We start from the raw sequence: 20538 nt of genomic DNA, 5'->3' as shown, positions 1-20538 counted from the left end.
ACCATCAGGCTGGGTTTGTTAATTAAAATAACGATAAAAGTAACGAGATTTATCTCAACCTCCACCTAACAATGAGACACACGTCACAGTCCAGTTAAAACCTCTTCAAAAATGGGATTTGACAGTTTTTTACCCCAAACGAGTGACAACTTTTTGTTAACCTTCCAAAAACACAAAAATGTGATCGCGATCACAAAAAAATGCGTACGAATTTAGTAAACGGACCGTTTTTAGTTGTATTTCTTAGATATTGCTCAAGTTTTTTAAATACTATTTAGGTTAGTAGTCAGCCTTTATTCAGCTTTATAAACCGTAAAAGGGGGCAATTGTGAACAGTTGTAACAAAGGTTGGTGTTGGTTTTTTGACAAATTGATAGACAGGATAAAACTCAGAAATTTCGATTACGCTCATCTATAAGCATCACAGAACAATAGCAGTGAATATGGCGCAACCGAAAGAGCGCGAGCCTAAAGCATTATCTTGAGCAAGGGAAATAAAGAGAGGTTAAATCAAAGTGCTGATGGAATTCGGGACCCCAGGCCCCGAATTCATAAAGGGCAAAACATTATAAAAGAATAGAAGTCATAGCCACTGGATCAAATATTCGGCTGAATAATATTGAAGTGGTCATAGGCTCGAGGTGTGGCAATCCGCCCTCTTGGCGTTCTTTGGATAAAGCCTTGCTGAATTAAAAAAGGCTCTAACACATCTTCAATCGTTTCTCGCTCCTCGCCAATCGCTGCCGCAAGGTTATCTAACCCAACAGGACCGCCCATAAACTTATCTATGATGGCGAGTAACAGCTTCCTGTCCATATAATCGAAACCTTCAGCATCAACATCTAACATGTCTAATGCTTGTTCGGCGACAACTTTGGAAACCGATCCGCTATGTTTGACCTCCGCAAAGTCTCGTACCCGCCTAAGTAAACGGTTAGCAATACGCGGCGTACCACGTGAGCGGCGGGCGATCTCAATAGCGCCTTCATCATCTATCTCAAGCTCCATCACCTTAGCAGAGCGGGTCACAATGCTTGATAAGTCTTTAACGTTATAAAACTCAAGTCTTAGTGGAATACCGAAACGCGCTCTTAATGGCGATGTCAGTGCGCCTGCACGGGTTGTCGCGCCAACTAGGGTAAATGGTGGCAGATCCAGCTTGATAGAGCGAGCGGCAGGTCCCTCTCCAATCATGATATCCAGCTGATAATCCTCCATCGCTGGGTATAAGATCTCCTCAACCACAGGGCTTAAGCGATGAATTTCATCGATAAACAACACATCATTTGGCTCAAGGTTCGTTAGCAATGCCGCTAAGTCTCCTGCCTTTTCAAGCACTGGACCCGATGTCGACTTGATATTCACGCCCATCTCATTGGCAACGATCATCGCCAATGTAGTTTTACCGAGACCTGGCGGGCCATAAATCAACATATGGTCCAGCGCTTCGCCACGCTTCTGCGCCGCTTCGATAAAGATTTTTAACTGTGCACGAGTATCATCTTGACCAGTATACTCATCCAGCAGTTTAGGTCGCATGGCGCGATCGACAGCTTCTATTTCATCTCTATCTAAAATATTGGGCTGGATCAGTCGGTCAGCTTCAATCATCTATTTTCCTTAAAGCATCGACTTCAGTGCTGATTTAATCAGCTCTTCTGAACTCATGCCATCTGTATAAGCCGCCGAAACAGCTTTGCTTGCTTGTGCAGGTTTGTAACCTAAAGAGAGTAGCGCAGCGATTGCGTCTTCTTCTGCGGTATTAACCGCTTCAGGGATCTTATAATTGGATTGCAGCATAAACTCACGCTCAGATCCAACTGAAGCTTCCATCAGGCTCTTAAGTTTATCGCGCATCTCTACTAACAGTCTCTCAGCCGTCTTCTTACCAACACCTGGTAACTTGACTAATGTCGCGATATCGTCACGTTCCACGCACGCCACAAATTCGCCGGCAGTCATACCCGATAAAATCGTTAACGCAAGCTTAGGACCAACGCCATTGGCCTTAATGAGTAGTCTAAAGAGACTTCGCTCTTGTTTAGAGACAAAACCATATAGCAACTGTGCATCTTCACGTACAACAAAATGCGTATAAATAATCGCTTCTTGACCTAACTCAGGTAGTTCATAAAAGCTGGTAAGGGGCATCTGAATTTCATAACCCACTCCAGAAACATCCACTAGCACTTCGGGTGCCTGCTTCTCTATTAATAATCCGCGAATACGACCTATCATTTATATCGTCCATATGTTCTTACATTGGCTCTGCCACCAAGGGCGACCAAACTCTGGCAAGTATGATAATGACACACCGCTACACCTAGGGCATCGGCGGCATCGGCTTGCGGGGCGCTAGGTAATTTAAGTAGCTGCTGGATCATATGCTGTACTTGAGTTTTCTGTGCACGGCCCGTCCCCACCACCGCACTTTTAATCTGCGTCGCGCTATACTCAGCGACGGGCAGGTCTGCCGCGGTTGCCGCTACGATTGCTGCGCCGCGTGCCTGTCCGAGTTTAAGGGCTGAGTCGGCATTTTTTGCCATAAATACACGCTCAATTGCAAACTCATCGGGTTGGTATTGCCTGATGATCTCAGAAAGGCCATCAAAAATTTGCTTTAAGCGTATGGGGAGCTCGTCAGAGGTTGTACGAATACAACCACTGCCGACATAGATCTGCTGACGACCGACGCAATTAATTACGCCATATCCAGTGATCCTAGAGCCAGGGTCGACTCCTAAAATTATTGCCATATAAGCTTTATTCCAGACCTTCCATCACTTCGTCAGAAATCTCTGCATTATGATAAACCTCTTGAACATCATCATGATCTTCAAGGTTATCAATTAGACGTAGGAATTTAGGCGCAGTGTCGGCATCTAACTCGGCTTTAGTCGATGGGATCATCGTTACCTCCGCATTGACAGACTCGAGTCCTGCTGCATCTAATGCATCTTTCACACTACCAAAATCTTCAGGGGATGTGAGTACGTCGATAGAGCCATCTTCATTGGTCACCACATCTTCGGCTCCCGCTTCCAATGCCGCATCCATCACAGTGTCTTCATCAACACCTTCATAAGAGATGATGCCTTTCTTATCGAACAGGTAAGCCACCGAGCCATCGGTACCTAGGTTACCGCCAGACTTACTAAATGCATTACGTACGCCTGATACGGTACGGTTTTTATTATCGGTCATGGTTTCAACTAACACCGCGGTGCCACCTGGGCCATAGCCTTCATAAATAATGGTTTCCAATACTTGGCCATCTAACTCACCAGCACCGCGCTTAATTGCGCGCTCAACCGTATCTCGGGTCATGTTATTTGAAAGAGACTTGTCGATAGCTGCACGTAACCGTGGGTTTGAGTCAGGGTCAGAGCCACCTTCACGAGCGGCGACTGTCAGCTCACGAATGAACTTGGTAAAAAGTTTGCCACGCTTTGCATCTTGAGCCGCTTTGCGATGCTTGATGTTGGCCCATTTACTGTGTCCTGCCATATCTTTCTCCTAAATGCCTTTTATACCAAAACTACCTGAAAAATCGTAAGAAATAACTAAATTAATATGCAAGTGACTTGGGTATAGGGCTAATTCTAATACTGGGTTGGTGCTAAATTGGTACTAATTAAGTCGAAAAAAAAGCCGAGTCTTAACTCGGCTCTTAATGCGTTTTATTTATTCAGCGTCTTTTGCTTCAGCATCTTTCGTTTCGGCTTCAACAATGCTGACGCCAAGCTCGGCTAACTGCTCAGGATTAGCAAAACCTGGTGCATTGGTTAACGGACAAGCTGCAGTCGTTGTCTTAGGGAACGCCATCACGTCACGGATTGAACTCGCGCCAGTCATTAACATGATGATACGGTCTAAACCGAATGCAAGACCAGCATGAGGTGGTGTACCGTAGCGTAATGCTTCTAATAAGAAGCCGAACTTCTCGCTCGCTTCTTCATCGTTAATACCCAAAATTCTGAATACCGCAGACTGCATTTTGCTATCGTGGATACGTACAGAACCACCGCCTAATTCACAACCATTCAATACCATGTCGTAAGCGTCAGAAATCGCACCCGTTGGGTTAGCTTCTAACTCTTCAGGTGTCATGTTGCTTGGCGCGGTGAATGGGTGGTGCATTGCATGTAATCCACCGTCAGACGTGCGTTCAAACATTGGGAAGTCTACAACCCAAAGTGGTTTCCACTCGCCTTGTAATAGGTCGAAGTCTTCTCCCGCTTTAAGACGAAGTGCGCCCATAGCTTCGGCAACGATATTAGCTTTATCTGCACCGAATAGAATCAGGTCGCCAGTTTGTGCGCCAGTGCGCTCAAGTAGTGCCTTAACGACATCTTCGCTTAGGAATTTAAGCACCGGAGACTGGATACCTTCCATACCTTGGTCTAGGTCATTAACCTTCATCCAAGCTAGGCCTTTGGCACCGTAAATAGTGACATACTTAGCGTATTCATCTAGCTGCTTACGTGAAAGCTTAGCGCCACCTGGAATGCTCAGTACCGCAACGCGGCCTTCAGGATCGTTAGCCGGGCCATTAAATACTGCAAACTCAACATCTTTAACGATATCGGCAACGTCAATCAGCTCAAGCGGGTTACGTAAGTCTGGCTTATCAGAGCCAAAACGACGCATCGCTTCTTCGAATGTCATCTTAGGGAACTGGCCTAAATCAACATTCAATAACTCTTTAAATAGACCGCGAACCATCTCTTCAGTCTTATCCATGACTTGATCAGAGGTCATGAATGAAGTTTCGATATCGATCTGAGTAAATTCTGGCTGACGATCGGCACGTAAGTCTTCATCACGGAAACACTTCACGATCTGGTAGTAACGGTCAAAACCAGACATCATCAACAACTGCTTAAATAACTGTGGTGATTGTGGCAATGCGAAGAACTGACCTTTGTAAGTACGGCTTGGTACTAAGTAGTCACGCGCACCTTCTGGTGTCGCCTTAGTCAGAATTGGCGTTTCAATATCTAAGAAGCCGTTACCATCTAGGAAACGTCTTACTGCACTCGTCACTTTAGAGCGGAAGATAATGCGGTCTGCCATTTCTGGACGACGTAGATCTAAGTAACGATACTTTAGACGTTGCTCTTCAGTGTTGTGCTGATTTTTGTCCATATTGATCGGTAATGGCGCAGAACTGTTCAAAATGGTTAGTTCTAGACCTAAGATCTCAACCTCACCAGTACGCATATCAGCGTTAACTTGGCTATCAGGTCTTGCTCTTACAAGGCCCTTAATCTGAACACAAAATTCGCTGCGTAGTGTGCTTGCAACATCAAAAACTTCCGGAAGGTCTGGATCATAAACAACCTGAACGATACCTTCTCTATCACGAAGATCGAGAAAAACAACGCCGCCTAAATCTCGGCTGCGATTAACCCAACCCACTAGGGTCACTTCTTGACCTACGTGAGACTTGTTGACGTCTCCACAATAATGACTGCGCATTTAACTCTTTCCTTTATTCCGCAAAGCGATGCTTGAGGATCTGGTTCAAAATAAGACAAAAGCGGCATTATAGAGAAATATTGCCGTTTTCCAAATAACTTCTCGATTAGTCGGCTAACTATCAATCAATTTAGATTAAAAATTATATAGTTTGGCTTATCTTAGCAAAACTAGGTGCTTCGATATGCCCTGCCACCCGCATTTTTTGCACGATACATCTGTTTATCTGCTGTTTTCAATAGTGCATCGATACAATCACCATCTTTCGGATAAACGGCAATGCCGATACTCGCCGATGCGCTAACACTCTGTTCATTAATCACAAAGGGCGTTGATAGGTTGCTTAGTAGGTTTTCGGTCACATCATAAACCGATTTAACATCTTTAATATCATTTAAAATTACGACGAACTCATCCCCACCAAAGCGCCCTACGGTATCTGAACGACGAATGCTGTTAGCGAGCACCTCGCTCACATGCACCAAAAACTTATCGCCAACTTGATGGCCATACTTATCATTGATCAATTTAAAACCATCTAAGTCAATAAAGATCACCGCAAACTGAGCTGTATCGCGGGCATGCAATAATATTGCCTGCTCTAGCCTGTCTTCGATTAACATTCGATTAGGTAGCTGTGTCAACCCATCGTGCTTGGCAAAGTGTGCCATCTTATTCTCGGCTTCAATACGCAGCGCGACCTCTTTACGTAAACGCCGAATAGCCAGTAAGGAAACGATAATAACTAAGGTCAGAATTGAAAATGTCGCTATCCCTATTTTGAGTTTGTTCTCATATTCATCACGCCCAAACTCAACTGTCTGCGACACCCACTTCTGATGGATCTGTTGCTGCCGAGTGGAGTCGATATTAGCCAAAACTGCGTTGATTAACGGCAGCAGTTCTTTTTTACTATGATGGACTCCAAAGTGACTACGCTGCTGGGCAAAACCAACCAACATCGACATCTTTAAGTTGGCATATTTATCATTGCGCAAGTTACTGCTTAAGTTCACCACCTTATCGATAAACACATCCGCCTTGCCCTGCTCTACCGCTTTTAATCCAGCTTGACTGTCGGGTACTAAAATCAGCTTTAACCTTGGATGTTCACGCATTAACTGACTAATAATATGATAGCCCTCAACCACGGCGACTCTCTGTCCTTTGAGATCATCTAGGCTAAAAACGTTAACGTGATTAAATGATGTCACTAACCCCCATGGCGCAGGCCAGTATGAATCGGTGAAGCTTAATTGAAATTCTCGCTCCGGCGTCTTAGCCACCGAGCCCGCCATGTCGACCTCACCACTTATTAGTGCATCAAGTAAATCTTGCCATTCATCGAACACCTGCGTTTGAATATTAAGGCCTAACTCTTCAGCAATAATATTGACAATATCACTGTTTATTCCCCCATACTGGCCTTCTTGCTGATACTCCATCGGTCGCCAGTTACGCAAATATCCCACCTTTACAGTACCAACGTCTTCGATTAGTCGCTGCTGAACAGGCGTTAAATCAATTAAGCCCCGTTTATTCTTATAGATCCTATCCTCAGGGTTTAACATCCACTTGCGTTCAATGCTCGCCAATTCCCCCTGAGTGATAAGGTTAAATCCCGCCGCAACCCGCTGGGCGAAGCCCTGCTCACTGCCGCGATTGAGCACAAACAGATCCGTCTTAAATTCCAAGTCAATATACTGATGAAATTGATCCCAACTATGATTTAAAAGCAGATAATGTTGAGTCCAAGCTGCTGCAGCAACGAACGCGCTGATCTCGCCGCTCTTAGCGGCTTCAATCATGCTATCGACAGAGTGATAGTAACGAATATCCGAATCTGGCAAGGCATCGACTAATTCAGGTAAGTAAGGTGCCGTTGGAGCAACCGCCACGACTTTTCCCTTAAGATCGTCCAAACTTTGCAGCGGTTTTTCAAATGAAAATAGACGGCTGGCCACACGATATATCGTGTGAGTGCGGTTAAGACCCGTCTGCATTGCAACCGATTCTGGATAGCCTAAGTGAACATCGGCAATACCGCGCTTAATATTATCGATACTCTGTTTCATGCTACCGGCTACAAATCGTATCGGCAGCCCTGTTTTTTCAGACCAAAGCTTCCAGATATCGACTAATAATCCGTGGGGTAAACCATCAGAGCCAATATCAGCAAAAGGCTCAACGCCTGTTTGCATTGCTATCACGATATCATTTTGATAGCGCAAATTACCAAGCCACCTACGCTGGTGCCCCTCAATCACCCCGGGGTCAATATCACTAAACCCTTTGGCAATCATGGCTGCTTGGTGATGATTTCCTTTTTTTAGTGCGGGTGAAATTGACAATGCCGAGATAAGTTTACGATTCTCAACGGGAAAATTAACTGAGATGATATTGTTAATCTGGCTTTGACGTAAAAAGCCCTCTAAGCCCACAAATACAAAAACCTCCTCATTAATCAATGCTTTAATGAGCTCACTGCGATTATCAAAGTAAGTGAATGTCAGCTTAGGCTGCAGCTTTTTTAAAATGGCTATTTGCGCCGCACCTTTAACGACACCAACTTTATAAGGAATGATATCGGCAAAACTGTTCGCCACAGGTAATTGGTAATTAATGTAGAGGTAACTGCTTACACTGGCAATCTCTTCAGAGAACTCATAGTCGTCTTCTCTCGCGGCAGTATTGGCCATACCGATATGAACATCTGCTACGCCCATATCTACATCTTTTAATGATATATCCCAGTTAGATGGCTTAAAGACAACTTGCCTATTGGTCTGCTTCGACCATTCCAGCCAGATATCAACCAAAAGACCGCTTGGCTGATTATTTTCATCAACAAATTGAAAGGGGTAACTGTCGTTGCTCATTGCAATGGTTAAGGGTGTTTCTTTTCTCTCGGCATCCGAAAAGGCTGGAAACGCGATAAACATCAGTGCAAAAAGTCGCAATAAACAAGTGATAGTTTTCAATTACATCTTCCACTAAGTTAACAAACTGAATTGATTTTGTTTCATTATTGCTATTAGACAAAATTTTATGAGGAAATTCTAGTGCTAGTCTTGCTGGTTATAGACATGTTTAGCTAGAATGAAGAGTTGAACTCTCACTATTTGATCACATGAACTCTTCTCAAGACAATCTCTTTGCCAAACCATACGAACGCGTCAGCGACTTTCAATTCGATGACAAAGTAGCAGGTGTATTTAATGATATGATCAGGCGCTCCGTTCCTGGTTATGGTCAAATAATCAATACTATTGGCGATTTAGCCCAAAAGTACGCTACGCCTAACAGTAAAATTTATGATTTAGGCTGCTCACTAGGCGCAGCAACATTAAGTATTCGCCGTCGCGTAGAAGGCCGAAACTGTCAGATCATCGCCATAGATAATAGCGAATCGATGATCGAACGCTGCAGTGAGAACCTATCGGCTTATGTGAGTGAAACCCCTGTTGAGCTGGTCTGTGGTGATATTCGTGATATTAAGATAGAAAACGCCTCTTTAGTCGTGCTTAATTTCACGATGCAATTTCTTGCGCCAAGCGATCGTGAAAGCCTGCTCAACAATATCTACCAAGGCTTACTACCCGGTGGTTTATTAGTGCTCTCTGAAAAACTTTACTTTAAAGAGGACAAAATCCAATCGACATTAGATGATTTACACCTCGATTTCAAAAGAGCAAATGGTTACAGTGAGTTAGAGATCAGTCAAAAACGTAGTTCGTTAGAAAATGTGATGAAACCTGATACACTCATCGAACATGAGAATCGCATCAGAGCACAAGGATTTAGTCAGTTCAGCGTTTGGTTCCAATGTTTTAACTTCGCATCAATGGTGGCAATTAAGTGATTAGCTTTAGCTCATTTTACAAACAGATTTCTGACTCTAGTCTTCAACACTGGCTGGAGACCCTTCCTGCTATTCTCGGTCAATGGCAACGTGAGCATAAACATGGCTCACTACCAAAGTGGGAAAAAGTACTCAATAAACTGCATTACCCTGAAGCCGATATCATCGATTTTAAGACCAGCGTAAAGATTGGATCAGGTGAACAGCTAAGCGATGGTGAAAGACAAAAGCTTGAAAATCTTTTAGGAATTTTCAAGCCTTGGCGTAAAGGGCCCTACTCTCTACACGGAATCGAAATCGATACAGAGTGGCGTTCCGATTGGAAGTGGGAACGGGTTGTTCCCCATATTTCTCCATTACAAAATCGTACCGTACTCGATGTTGGGTGCGGCAGCGGCTACCATATGTGGCGTATGCTGGGTGAAGGCGCTAAACACGTTGTGGGCATCGATCCCTCACCATTATTTATGTGCCAATTCGAAGCGGTTAAACGCTTAGCTGGTAATGAACATCCTGTTCACTTCTTACCACTGGGAATTGAAGAGCTTCCAGCGTTAGATGCGTTTGATACTGTTTTCTCGATGGGCGTTTTATATCATCGCCGTTCCCCTATCGATCATATCTATCAATTAAGAGATCAGTTGCGCACAGGCGGCGAACTTGTACTCGAAACATTGGTCATAGACGGTGATGAAAACACCGTACTTGTGCCTAAGGATAGATATGGCAAGATGAATAATGTTTGGTTCTTGCCCTCTGTTGATGCACTGATGCTTTGGCTTAAGAAATGCGATTTCACTGACATACGTTGTGTTGATGTCGATGTCACCTCTTTAGCAGAGCAAAGAAGCACCCCTTGGATGCCAAATGAATCACTAGTCGATTATTTAGACCCTAATGATGTTAGCTTAACCGTGGAAGGTTACCCGGCACCAAAGAGAGCTACCATCATTGCCACCAAGAATCAGCCTAACAAAGATTTGATCTAGCCAAATAGTAAATGGGAAGCACTATGTTCAAGCAGATAATTTGTATCGCCGCAATTTCAGCCTTTATTTCAGGTTGTGCAACGACCAAAGACACTAACGCACCGATCCCTGTTGATGCGGCAGCGCTCGAAGCCAGTCTAACGAAACAAGAAACAAATATTCTTGGAGCAATTGATAGTTGTAACCAAGCTCAGTCTGCAGGATATGCCCAACTAAGCAGTCAAATAGAATCTCTCAATGCCAAAGTGGCTCAGTTAGAAGTGAAAAAAGAAGCCGCAGTAGTGCCTGTTGTCGCGCCAGTGCAGTGCCCCCCCTCGCCTATCGGTGACAAGTTTATGCTAGGTGCTGTCGAACATGTTTACGTTGATGAAGTTAAGGCCAGCTTTGATACCCGAATCGATACTGGCGCAGAATCTTCATCATTGGATGCACGCAACATCATCCTATTTGAGAGAGACGGCAGTCAGTGGGTACGATTTGACGTCTTTACCCAAGGCGAGAAACAGCCAGCTAAAACCTTCGAGTCAAAAGTTGAACGTTTCGTACGCATCAAACAAGACGCAGACAATAAAAGCGATCGTCGCCCAGTTATTCACGCTCACTTAGAGATTGGCCAATATAAAGCCGAGACCGATCTTAATTTAAGCGATCGCAGCCATTTGGAGTATCCGTTACTACTTGGTCGCAAGTTTATGCAAGACATCGCGGTTGTCGATGTAGGGCAAACCTATGTCCACGGAAAAAAACAAGACGCTAAAGCGTCTAAAACGAAATAATAGGATAATTGCAAATGCATTCTAGAAAGCCTTTTTATATTTTAGTCGCTTTACTGTTTATCGCCGGGATAGCGGCCAGCGTTTACCGTGGCATTGAGCATAATGTTCCATTCCTACCGGGTAAACAGGTTCAAAGCTGGACTGTGGATGCTAAAGTCAGCTTTCAAGGTACAGGCGAGCCAGCAGAAGTTTCTTTTTCACTGCCTGAAGATCCTGCATATGAAATCCTAGTCGAAAACGCAACATCTCCAGGTTACGGATTAACCATTACCAATAACGAGATCGACCGTCGCGCAATTTGGTCGATAAGAAGAGCCACTGGCACTCAAGATCTCTATTACAAGGTCACCTTGATCCCAACTGGCCAAAGTATACTTAAGGCCGATGGTATCCCAGCCACACCAAGCACCTATACTTGGCCTGCAACAGAGGAAGCCGCCGCACAGCAAGCGATTGAAGAGGTGTGGTCTCGAAGTGCAACCAGCCTTTCATTTGCACAGCAACTCAACAAGGCGTTAAACGCCAACGAGCGCAGCCAAAATATTGAGCTACTACTAACAAGCAACTCCCCAAGCAAGCTGTTTATCAGAATGCTGCACAGCAAAGGGATCCCTGCAAAAGAGGTCAGTGGCCTCTATCTAGAAGACCAGCGCCGCAGACAGCAACTAGCCAACTTCGTTGAAGTTTACCATGACGGTCAATGGCACCTATTCAATGCCGAAGATGGCAGCCAAGGCCGCCCAGATAACTTGCTATTATGGGATCGCTCTGGCACCTCTGTGCTTGATGTGATCGGGGGCGTCAATTCACAAGTTAACTTCTCCATGCTGCAAGATACGCGTTCGGCCCTAGCCACCGCTATCGATGTCATGAAGAATGACAACGCACTAGACTTCTCCTTGTATCAACTACCATTAGAAGAGCAAAGCCTATTTAAAGGTATCCTACTTATCCCTATCGGCGTATTGATGGTGGTGTTCCTGCGAGTGATTATCGGTATCAAGACATCGGGCACTTTTATGCCTGTATTGATTGCCTTAGCCTTTATTCAGACCACACTACTCACAGGTTTGATTGGCTTCCTACTGATTGTTGCGTTCGGTTTGATGATCCGCTCTTATTTATCGGAGCTCAACCTCTTGCTGATCTCCCGGATCTCCGCGGTGATTATCGTGGTGATCGGCATCATCGGCTTATTTACCCTGCTCTCTTACAAGTTTGGTCTCAGCGAAGGGTTAACAATCACCTTCTTCCCAATGATTATCCTGGCATGGACCATCGAAAGAATGTCTATCCTATGGGAAGAGGAAGGTCCAAAAGAGGTGTTTGTTCAAGGTGGTGGTAGCTTGTTTGTTGCAACCCTCGCCTACCTAGCTATGAGTGCATCATGGGTACAGCATTGGGTATTTAACTTCTTAGGTATTCACTTAGTGATTTTGGCTCTTGTGTTATTAATGGGCCAATACACAGGCTATCGCTTACTAGAGCTTAAGCGCTTTAAGCCGCTAGCTGGAGATAAATAATGTTCCTAGCTAATCCTTCAGACTTAAGGCGTAACGGCGTCCTTTGTATGAACAAGCGAAATATCGACTACATAGGTCGATATAATCCGCGTAAGTATTACAAACGAGTCGATGATAAGTTAACCACCAAACAGTTGGCACTGGCAAATAATATCGCGGTGCCAGATCTGATCGGAACGGTCTGCGAACAGCATGATATCGCGAGCATTCCCGCTATGGTCAATGACACAGAGGGCTTCGTCATTAAGCCCTCTAAAGGCTCTGGAGGGAAAGGCATTCTAGTGGTCACCAAGGTCGAACATGGGCGTTACTATAAGCCTAATGGCCAAGAGGTTACGCCATCTGAAGTCGATCGACATGTTTCTAACATTCTCAGTGGTCTGTTTTCCCTAGGCGGCAAGCCAGATGTGGCGATTGTTGAAGGTCTTATTCAATTTGATCCCGTGTTCGATGGTTATTCCTATGAAGGTGTACCGGATATTCGTCTGATTATCTTTAAAGGTTTCCCGATCATGGGCATGCTGCGATTATCAACGGCAGCATCTGATGGTAAAGCTAACCTTCACCAAGGCGCTGTCGGAGTGGGCATCGATATCGCGACCGGTAAAGGCTTGCATGCGGTGCAGTTCGATCAACCGATTGATCTGCATCCTGATACCCAAAAAGAGCTGATCTCTATTGCTGTGCCGCAGTGGGATACTTTGCTACATACAGCCTCTATGGCCTATGAGATGTCGGAGCTAGGTTATCTAGGTACTGATATGGTGCTAGATAAGAATAAGGGCCCGCTTTTACTTGAGCTTAACGCACGTCCGGGATTGGCGATTCAAATCGCCAACGGCCGTGGTATTTTGCCTAATCTGCGCCATGTTGAAAAAATGGGTAATCACAACATGTCAGTGGAAGAACGCGTGGCCTATGCAAAAATACACTTCAGTGCCAGCAACTCGTAAACTCACCAGCCTATTAACTGTAATTATAGTTATTACTTGTTGGTTTAATACGGCAGCTCATGCTGCCGTATCACCAATCCCACTCTTGGTAGAACAGTGTTTAAGCTACCAGTTGCCAACACTCTCAACCGCATCAGTCCAACACAGAGAAAGCCAAAGTAGCGACATTCAAGCCATTGAACTTGAGCGCGATTTAATCGGTTTTTTCAACATTAACGACAGAATTAAATATTATCGCCAATTCCCGCTTAACTATGGCGACCGTGAGCTATTGCTACAATGCCAACTTTACTTAGCCGATGAGTTAGCGCTATTTTTTAGTTCGGCTAAGTTCCAATCGATTCAATTCAGCTTAGCAGGAAGTGATGATCCATCAGTCAATGCCCTAGCAATGCGCCTTAGGCGCCTCGCTAAAAATAGCGACTCTCCCAAGTACAAGGCGCAGTTGCACACCGCGCAGGCTGCATTCAAGCAAGGGATCAGCAGCCAATCCTTGAGCCTTAATTTTCTTAATGAACAGTGTAAGCTTACCGATAATGACAGTGATAAAGCCGCTATAATCGACTTCAATGGCTCACTCGCTAGCTATTTAATTAAGCAGCCGAATGAGACCTGCCGCCAGCAAGTATGGCAGGCATACCAAGCTAGGGCATCAAGTCGCAACAAAGCCCCATTAACAAGGATCCTCACTCTACGCCAGCAACAGGCAAGGCAATCAGGTTTTCTCGACTACAGCCACCAGCAACTCCATGAACAATGGTTATCAACACCAGAGTCTGTTGCTCAATTTCTTAATGGCCAAACCCAAGCAATTAATATCGCACCTTGGAACTTAGGTCCTACCCTAGCTGAGGCTCTGCCGACTAAGGTGAAAGCTATTTCAGCTAAACTGTGGCTACAAGAGATAGCGACTGAACTGGATACCTTTGCCATTACGATCACGCCAGTTAACGACAAGCTTTATCGGATGTGGTTAGCGGGGCGCTTACTTGGTGATATCTACATAACGCCAAGTACTAAAACCCAAGTAAAACCTATTCGCCAACAAGTTGTGGGTCAGCAATTTGGGCAGATTGAGTTGGAGCTCAAAGCCGAGTTAAAAAGCTATCAGCAGCAAAGCGAAGTGATTGATGCGATGGCAAGGATCATCAAACAACTTGCAAGTGGTCAGAAATATTACTTAGCAAACACCATAGGCGAAACGCAAGATACCGCCCAAATCGATATCTTCTGGTTACAGCAATACCTTAAAGGCAAACTTCTGCCAGTATTAAAGCAAGACAGCAGAGAAGCGCTATTGCAGCAATATGCACGTCAATTACAGGTATTTAGAGCTAAAGTCGCCCTCAATACTTACTTGGCAAGTGATAGCCCGCTAAAGTTCAACCTTGAAAGTGCCTTTACAGAGGCGTTTGGTGCAAGTTGGGACAATATAAATGATGCCCCTTATACCTATAGTGCCATAGCCTATGAAGGGCCTGTTTATTACCAAAGCTTGTGGCAAAAAGCCTTAGCAAACTATATTTACCAATCGACAAAAGACTGTCAGAATCAAAAACTTGTTTTCGATTATTTAGTGGTTAATGAATCATCTAACAAGCTTGCAGATAGATTGCAGCTGTTATTAGGTGAGCCGATAACTAATGACTCACTCATCAAAAGGACTCAACATGCCTTCAATCATCAAGATCAGCACCCTCGCCGCTGTACTCTTTTGCGCAAATAGCTTTGCCGCGGACCTTGCTGTCACAGAGTCATCAAAAGCCCAAGTGTATCAAGGGATCAAAAACAATCTAGAAGAACATCTATTTGAACTTCCCCCTCGCGTACAAGGGCATTACGGCATACGCCAATACCGTATGACTGGTGATAGTAAGTATGCCAACGCAGCACTTGTCGATCTTTATGCGGTTACCGAATCGCAAGCTTTCTACGCCTGTAATCTCGATAAGCCCGGCTTTATTAGCGACCAAGCCGAACAAGCGATCTCAGTACTTGGCAAAGGCCCCCGCGCTAAAGCACGTAAGAAGGCACTACAGCCCTTTCCTGAGTTTATCTTCTACACAGATGTACTACTACGATTCTCTAGCCGAATCAATGAGTTCGGATTTAAAGGGCCCTGTCACGACAAGCTAACCGCCGCACTGAAGAGTGCCGACTTAAAAACCGGGCTAACCGATAAAGCCATGATAGAGACTTGGGCGGCTCAACTAGTGAACTACGTATACTGGGCAAAGCAGATTGGCGTAGGGGATTACCTCGCAGATTACAAGCAAGCCTTTATCGAAGTCTACCCAGACAGTAAAGATAATAAACTCAATAAAAAACAGTACCGCAACAAGCTATACGGCATGACTCACTTTATCTTCGCTGCCAGCGAATACTACCAGCATAATGTCGATGCCAAAGAGTTTGCTTGGATTTTGGATCATTTCGAGCACAACATTGACCGCATTCTAGAAGACGCTACAGACGATATTATTGCCGAAGTGGGAATAAGCTTCTTGCTTGCGGGCAAAGCTGATCACCCTGTGGTGAAAAAAACACAGCAACACATAATTAATGCCTTCGACACCAAAGAGCAGATAATTCCGTCTCCGCGAGGTAACCCTGACTTAGTTATCGGTGAGCACCGTAATGTATTGGCTATGATGTTATTAGATTGGCCAGATAAGCTACACAAAGGCCCTTACCTATCAGAGCTTAAGGCAACGAAAAAATACTTGCCTAAGCAGGTCACGCCAATCAAAAACTAACCCATCTTGAAGAGGCCTTAAAATAGGCCTCTTGTTTGCTTATCCATTAAATAGCTAGAGACTTAATACTTAGATTACTTATAGTAAACCAGTAAGTTTTAACGATTCATTGACTAATATTTTTACGTAAATAATCAGATATTTCCCCTTCGTCACAACAGTCAATAGATACCGCTATAAATAGGTACAGCTGCTCTAAATAGAATGTCGCAAAAGCTTACTCGCTCAAAGCCCTTACTGATGGGTAATTATTGCTTGATTGCTCGTGGAAAATATCATCAAGATAAACAGCAAGTTCATCATGTTTTAGTTCAGATGGAATGACAACGTCATAGACTCTGGAACGCATACCACTGACGGAAACATGAAAGAGCAACCATTCATTATTTATACGCTCAACAAACATTAGTTTTCCAAAAACATCAAATTTGAAACTCATCTGCGACTATACTCCTCACAGAGCTCAGCTCATCATGTTCCGAAACTGTGACTCGGTTTCGACCGCAACCTTTAGATTGGTACAAGGCCTTATCAGCACGCATAATTAACGTATCGAGTGCCTTTTCATCCTTTTTTAACTGGGCTACACCTAGGCTAATTGTTATCGAGTGACCATCAAGCACATTAAATACCATAGACTCGACAGTCTTTCTTAAGTCCTCCGCCATCATAACTGCACTTTCAAGTGAGGTGTATGGCAAGAGGATGAGAAATTCCTCTCCGCCATAGCGAATCCCCAAGTCTGACGAGCGTATATTATCTCTAACATAGTGTCCTAAGATCCTTAAAACCTCATCACCAGAAGCGTGTCCATAGTTATCGTTAATACGCTTAAAATGATCGACATCAAGCATAATAATACTTAGGTCATGTTTATAACGTTGGCAAGCTGCTATTTGCAGCTTAGCTTCTTCAAGCAAAAATCGACGATTTTTCAATCCCGTTAGAGTGTCCGTCGTCGCCTCATAAAGCGCATCGTCAAGCTTAGTAAGAGTTTTCTGATTATCATCCACTAGCGCATCTCTTGATTGAGTGACTCTCTCTCCCATTAGATTAAAAGCAGCTCCAAGCTCACTAATCTCATCTTCACCGGATATATGAACAGGGTTAAAGTCCTCATTAAAGCGATAACTTCTGGCCGACTCTGTCAATTTTGAAAGTGGGGCTAGCATGCTTCTGTTTACATACCAGAGGATAATAATAAGCGAGAGAATAAAAACGAGTGACTCCAGCATAAATGTATAATGAATCGCAACTCGCCTATCGGAGTATATTTTTCTGCGCTTTTGCAGAAGACTTTGCTCTTCATTTTGAAAGTCGCTCATCTCAATTCGGATCTCATCCATGAGAGTCTTGCCATAGTTACTGGTAACCAATTTTATCGATTTATCTATTTTACCGAGCTTATAAAGCTCGATAGTGCTATTCAGCTCCAAGATCTTTTCTTTTACTAGCTTATCTATTCTTAATAGCCGTTGTTGCTGACTTTGATTATCCATTGTCAGATACATGAGTGTACTTAATTCATTCTCGCTGTTTTTTACACCAGAAAAAAAAGGATCTAGGTATTTTTGGTCGCCTGTTAACAGATAGCCTCTCTGTCCAGTTTCAGCATCGCGCACCTGACCCAATAACTCTTCACCATGTCTAATAACAGTGTGTGTATGAAGGACTAATTCATAATCTTGTTCAGAAATTTTTTCTACTTCTGTGAGTAAAAAAAAATTCAAAATTCCTATAAGCATAAGGCTGGCAAACAGTAAATATACTTTTGTCTTTATTTTGACAACCATGATTCACCATCTAATCTTCTCAAATATTCCATTTTAAGGTTACTCATGTTAGTAACGTCCAAGCTTATATATAAACTGCTTGCATAGAGAATAAAGCTAACAGGTTTAGAAATCATACCTAGTTTACGATAAATGAATACTTAGGCTCTTGCTTAAATTTAAGAGTATAAACAACAAGAAAGTTTAAACGCCAGATAGTAAAAACGCTCAAGTAGAGCGTTTTTACAACAAGATAAATCCAAGCTCAAGCTTGAAGGCTTTAAACCTTTATGTTGATCAGGGTTCCAAGCGTATCTGAGGAGGTTTGTATCACCTCTGCAGAGGCCTGAGCATGCAAGCCTGCTTGACTTGCATCAACTAATGGCTCTGTGGTGCTACCACTTGAAACCATCGTTGTACCAGATGCTGATTGGCTTGATCCAGCAACATCAACCGTGGCTTGAGTTAAGTCTGACTGGGCAGACTGAAAACCATTTTGGCCAGAGATAATACTCGGTGGGATCTGCATAGTAGCGCTCTTATAAATGGGAACTTATTCACTCAATTATTATCTAAAAATTATACAAAGTACAGCCACGCTGCCCCATCTTTCCGCTCTTTAAAGTGTGGTAATTTTGAGCAACCCTCGTATGTACAAGAATGTTAAAATTAGCCAATACCCGAGCATAATGATAGACTTGTTGAATAAACGTGAGATCCTAGTTATAGGTGAGCATAAGAGGATAATTTGAATGGAAAAAGCAAAAATACTGGTCGTAGATGATGACCCTATCTGTTCAAGTCTCTTACTATCAATTTTAGGCGATGACTACCAAGTTACCACGGTTAACTCCGGTGATGATGTGATTGATATTGCCAACATCCAGCGCCCAAACGTTATCTTCTTAGATATCATGATGCCTGGGAAAAACGGCTATCAGGTCCTTAAAGATCTGAAACAAGATCCACAAACCGCCAAGCTGCCTGTCATTATCGTCAGCGCACTTGCAGAGGAGTCCGATGAAAGTCTTGGACTCAGGCTGGGCGCCGATGGCTACTTGAGTAAACCTATCAGCCCAACGGAAGTCTTTGCGATACTGAAAAAGTACCTGTAATAGGTGTTTCACGCCAGTTAAGGGGAGAGAGTTGCTGCAAACGAGTCAAATTAATTTGGGCTTGCTTTGTGCTAAACGCATTCGTCCTTGCGTGCTATTTACTACCCATTTTTAATGATACAAGCATTAGATTTACGCTCGCACATGGCAAGCGTAAATTCACACCTATAAAGCACGTCTCGCACGCTTACTTCCCTCACTACCAACCCGTTTCCCAGTCTTTCCATACAGGATTTAAACCCCGATTAAGCAAGGCTTGGGCGACCACCTGCGGCGCACGCTCATCACTTATCTCAAACTGATCCAGCTCAGTCTTAGGTTCAACATAGCCACCAGGCTGTGTCGAGCTGCCAGCGCTAACATTTGTCACCCCTAGCGCAAACAGGTTATCCCTCAGCTTTGGGCTTTCTCGCGTCGATAGACTAATATCCAGTTGTTGATTAAACAGCCTAAATGCGCAAATCATCTGCACTAAACCTTTATCGGTAAGCTCAACTTTCGGGCTTACACCACCCGTACAAGGCCTAAGTCTTGGCAGTGAAATGCTATAGCGGCTGCGCCAATAGGTTTTTTCTAAATAATCTAAATGGTGCCCCATTAACAGCGCATCTAAACGCCAATCATCTAGACCGAGTAACACCCCTAAACCTATTTTATCAACGCCAGCTCTGGCGACTCTGTCGGGAGACTCAAGTCGAAAGCTAAAATCTCTCTTCTTGCCGCGAGTATGGTGCTCGCTATATGTAATGGGGTTATAGGTTTCTTGATACAGCATCACCGCATCGAGACCTGCGTCCACTAACTCTCGATAATCCTGCTCCTCAAGAGGCTGAACTTCCATGGCCACGTGACTAAACTGCTCAGTGACTAATGGTAAGATCTGCTTAAAGTACGGAACACCCACTTTAGACTCATGCTCACCAGAAACCAGTAGAATTGAATCGTAGCCCATCGCCTTAATTTGACGCATCTCATTAGAAACATCGTCACAAGACAAGGTTTTACGCTTAATTTTATTACTCATGGTAAAGCCGCAATAATCACACTCATTGGCGCAGAGATTCGACAGGTATAAAGGGATATACATGCCTATGCTCGCCCCAAAACGCTGACGAGTTAATGCAACCGCTTGTTGCGCCATCTTTTCAAGATACGGCTCTGCAGCTGGTGACAGTAGCGAGAGCAAACTCTCTAAGTTACCCGAGGGGTGCTGTAATGCCCGATCCACATCTGCTGCAGTAGTAGAATACAGCTTTAGCTTAAGCTCAGAGCGTGACAGCTTTTGAAAAACATCGACAAAGCTCATAACCA

Annotated in this window: 18 protein-coding genes; 8 read left to right on the top strand and 10 right to left on the bottom strand. The window is 44.0% G+C overall.

What is annotated here, in order from left to right:
• Positions 1–597: 597 nt before the first annotated feature.
• The 6 genes from ruvB to K5Q92_RS07695 all read right to left on the bottom strand — a co-directional run bounded on the left by ruvB (position 598) and on the right by K5Q92_RS07695 (position 8462).
• Complete coding sequence (gene ruvB / locus K5Q92_RS07720) at positions 598–1611, bottom strand: Holliday junction branch migration DNA helicase RuvB (RefSeq protein ID WP_220768433.1); 1014 nt, start codon at positions 1609–1611, stop codon at positions 598–600.
• 9 nt (positions 1612–1620) lie between these two features.
• Positions 1621–2238 carry a Holliday junction branch migration protein RuvA gene (gene ruvA, locus K5Q92_RS07715; protein ID WP_220768432.1) on the bottom strand — a complete coding sequence of 206 codons (618 nt, stop codon included), beginning with the start codon at positions 2236–2238 and terminating at the stop codon, positions 1621–1623.
• The gene (gene ruvC, locus K5Q92_RS07710; protein ID WP_220768431.1) at positions 2235–2756 is read right to left on the bottom strand and encodes a crossover junction endodeoxyribonuclease RuvC; all 522 of its coding nucleotides are present in this window, start codon (positions 2754–2756) and stop codon (positions 2235–2237) included. The genes ruvA and ruvC overlap by 4 nt, the downstream gene beginning before the upstream one ends.
• Before the next feature lie 7 nt (positions 2757–2763).
• Positions 2764–3507, bottom strand: a complete 744-nt coding sequence (locus tag K5Q92_RS07705; protein ID WP_220768430.1) for a YebC/PmpR family DNA-binding transcriptional regulator — start codon at positions 3505–3507, stop codon at positions 2764–2766.
• Between the two features lie 177 nt (positions 3508–3684).
• A complete protein-coding gene (gene aspS, locus K5Q92_RS07700; protein WP_220768429.1) occupies positions 3685–5481 on the bottom strand; it encodes an aspartate--tRNA ligase in 1797 nt (598 codons plus the stop codon).
• Positions 5482–5651: 170 nt separating this feature from the next.
• On the bottom strand, positions 5652–8462 hold the full coding sequence (locus K5Q92_RS07695; protein ID WP_259649518.1) for a diguanylate cyclase domain-containing protein: 2811 nt from the start codon (positions 8460–8462) through the stop codon (positions 5652–5654).
• A gap of 149 nt (positions 8463–8611) precedes the next feature.
• Here K5Q92_RS07695 and cmoA point away from each other — a divergent pair, with 149 nt between their 5' ends.
• From cmoA to K5Q92_RS07660, 7 genes are read left to right on the top strand one after another with little or no spacing between them, the layout of a single operon-like run.
• Positions 8612–9343 carry a carboxy-S-adenosyl-L-methionine synthase CmoA gene (gene cmoA / locus K5Q92_RS07690; RefSeq protein ID WP_220768428.1) on the top strand — a complete coding sequence of 244 codons (732 nt, stop codon included), beginning with the start codon at positions 8612–8614 and terminating at the stop codon, positions 9341–9343.
• A complete protein-coding gene (gene cmoB, locus K5Q92_RS07685) occupies positions 9340–10332 on the top strand; it encodes a tRNA 5-methoxyuridine(34)/uridine 5-oxyacetic acid(34) synthase CmoB (protein WP_220768427.1) in 993 nt (330 codons plus the stop codon). The genes cmoA and cmoB overlap by 4 nt, the downstream gene beginning before the upstream one ends.
• Positions 10333–10355: 23 nt before the next feature.
• Positions 10356–11108 carry an ATP-dependent zinc protease gene (locus tag K5Q92_RS07680; protein WP_220768426.1) on the top strand — a complete coding sequence of 251 codons (753 nt, stop codon included), beginning with the start codon at positions 10356–10358 and terminating at the stop codon, positions 11106–11108.
• 14 nt (positions 11109–11122) lie between these two features.
• Positions 11123–12631 (top strand): UUP1 family membrane protein, encoded by a 1509-nt coding sequence (locus K5Q92_RS07675; protein ID WP_220768425.1) that lies wholly within the window; start codon positions 11123–11125, stop codon positions 12629–12631.
• Positions 12631–13584: an alpha-L-glutamate ligase-like protein gene (locus K5Q92_RS07670; protein ID WP_220768424.1), complete on the top strand. Its 954-nt coding sequence runs from the start codon at positions 12631–12633 to the stop codon at positions 13582–13584. The genes K5Q92_RS07675 and K5Q92_RS07670 overlap by 1 nt, the downstream gene beginning before the upstream one ends.
• A complete protein-coding gene (locus K5Q92_RS07665; protein WP_220768423.1) occupies positions 13550–15310 on the top strand; it encodes a M3 family metallopeptidase in 1761 nt (586 codons plus the stop codon). The genes K5Q92_RS07670 and K5Q92_RS07665 overlap by 35 nt, the downstream gene beginning before the upstream one ends.
• Complete coding sequence (locus tag K5Q92_RS07660) at positions 15255–16340, top strand: DUF3541 domain-containing protein (protein WP_220768422.1); 1086 nt, start codon at positions 15255–15257, stop codon at positions 16338–16340. Before K5Q92_RS07665 ends, K5Q92_RS07660 begins: the two co-directional genes overlap by 56 nt.
• A 217-nt stretch (positions 16341–16557) precedes the next feature.
• On the opposite strand, the gene K5Q92_RS07655 is transcribed toward K5Q92_RS07660, so the two are convergent.
• From K5Q92_RS07655 to K5Q92_RS07645, 3 genes are all read right to left on the bottom strand, one after another.
• Positions 16558–16779 carry a hypothetical protein gene (locus K5Q92_RS07655; protein WP_220768421.1) on the bottom strand — a complete coding sequence of 74 codons (222 nt, stop codon included), beginning with the start codon at positions 16777–16779 and terminating at the stop codon, positions 16558–16560.
• Positions 16763–18133, bottom strand: a complete 1371-nt coding sequence (locus K5Q92_RS07650) for a diguanylate cyclase (protein ID WP_220768420.1) — start codon at positions 18131–18133, stop codon at positions 16763–16765. Before K5Q92_RS07650 ends, K5Q92_RS07655 begins: the two co-directional genes overlap by 17 nt.
• 259 nt (positions 18134–18392) lie before the next feature.
• On the bottom strand, positions 18393–18641 hold the full coding sequence (locus tag K5Q92_RS07645; RefSeq protein WP_220768419.1) for a chemotaxis protein: 249 nt from the start codon (positions 18639–18641) through the stop codon (positions 18393–18395).
• Between the two features lie 223 nt (positions 18642–18864).
• Between K5Q92_RS07645 and K5Q92_RS07640 the strand changes: the two genes are divergently transcribed.
• Complete coding sequence (locus K5Q92_RS07640) at positions 18865–19227, top strand: two-component system response regulator (RefSeq protein WP_220768418.1); 363 nt, start codon at positions 18865–18867, stop codon at positions 19225–19227.
• 199 nt (positions 19228–19426) lie between these two features.
• Here K5Q92_RS07640 and thiH read toward each other — a convergent pair whose 3' ends face one another.
• Entirely contained in the window at positions 19427–20533 is a 1107-nt protein-coding gene (thiH, locus tag K5Q92_RS07635) for a 2-iminoacetate synthase ThiH (protein ID WP_220768417.1), read from the bottom strand.
• Positions 20534–20538: the final 5 nt, after the last annotated feature.

This window comes from Shewanella sp. MBTL60-007, assembly GCF_019654915.1.
Classification (GTDB): Bacteria; Pseudomonadota; Gammaproteobacteria; order Enterobacterales; family Shewanellaceae; genus Shewanella.
Note: the sequence above shows the minus strand (reverse complement) of the source record. Positions and strands in the feature narration are given on the sequence as shown.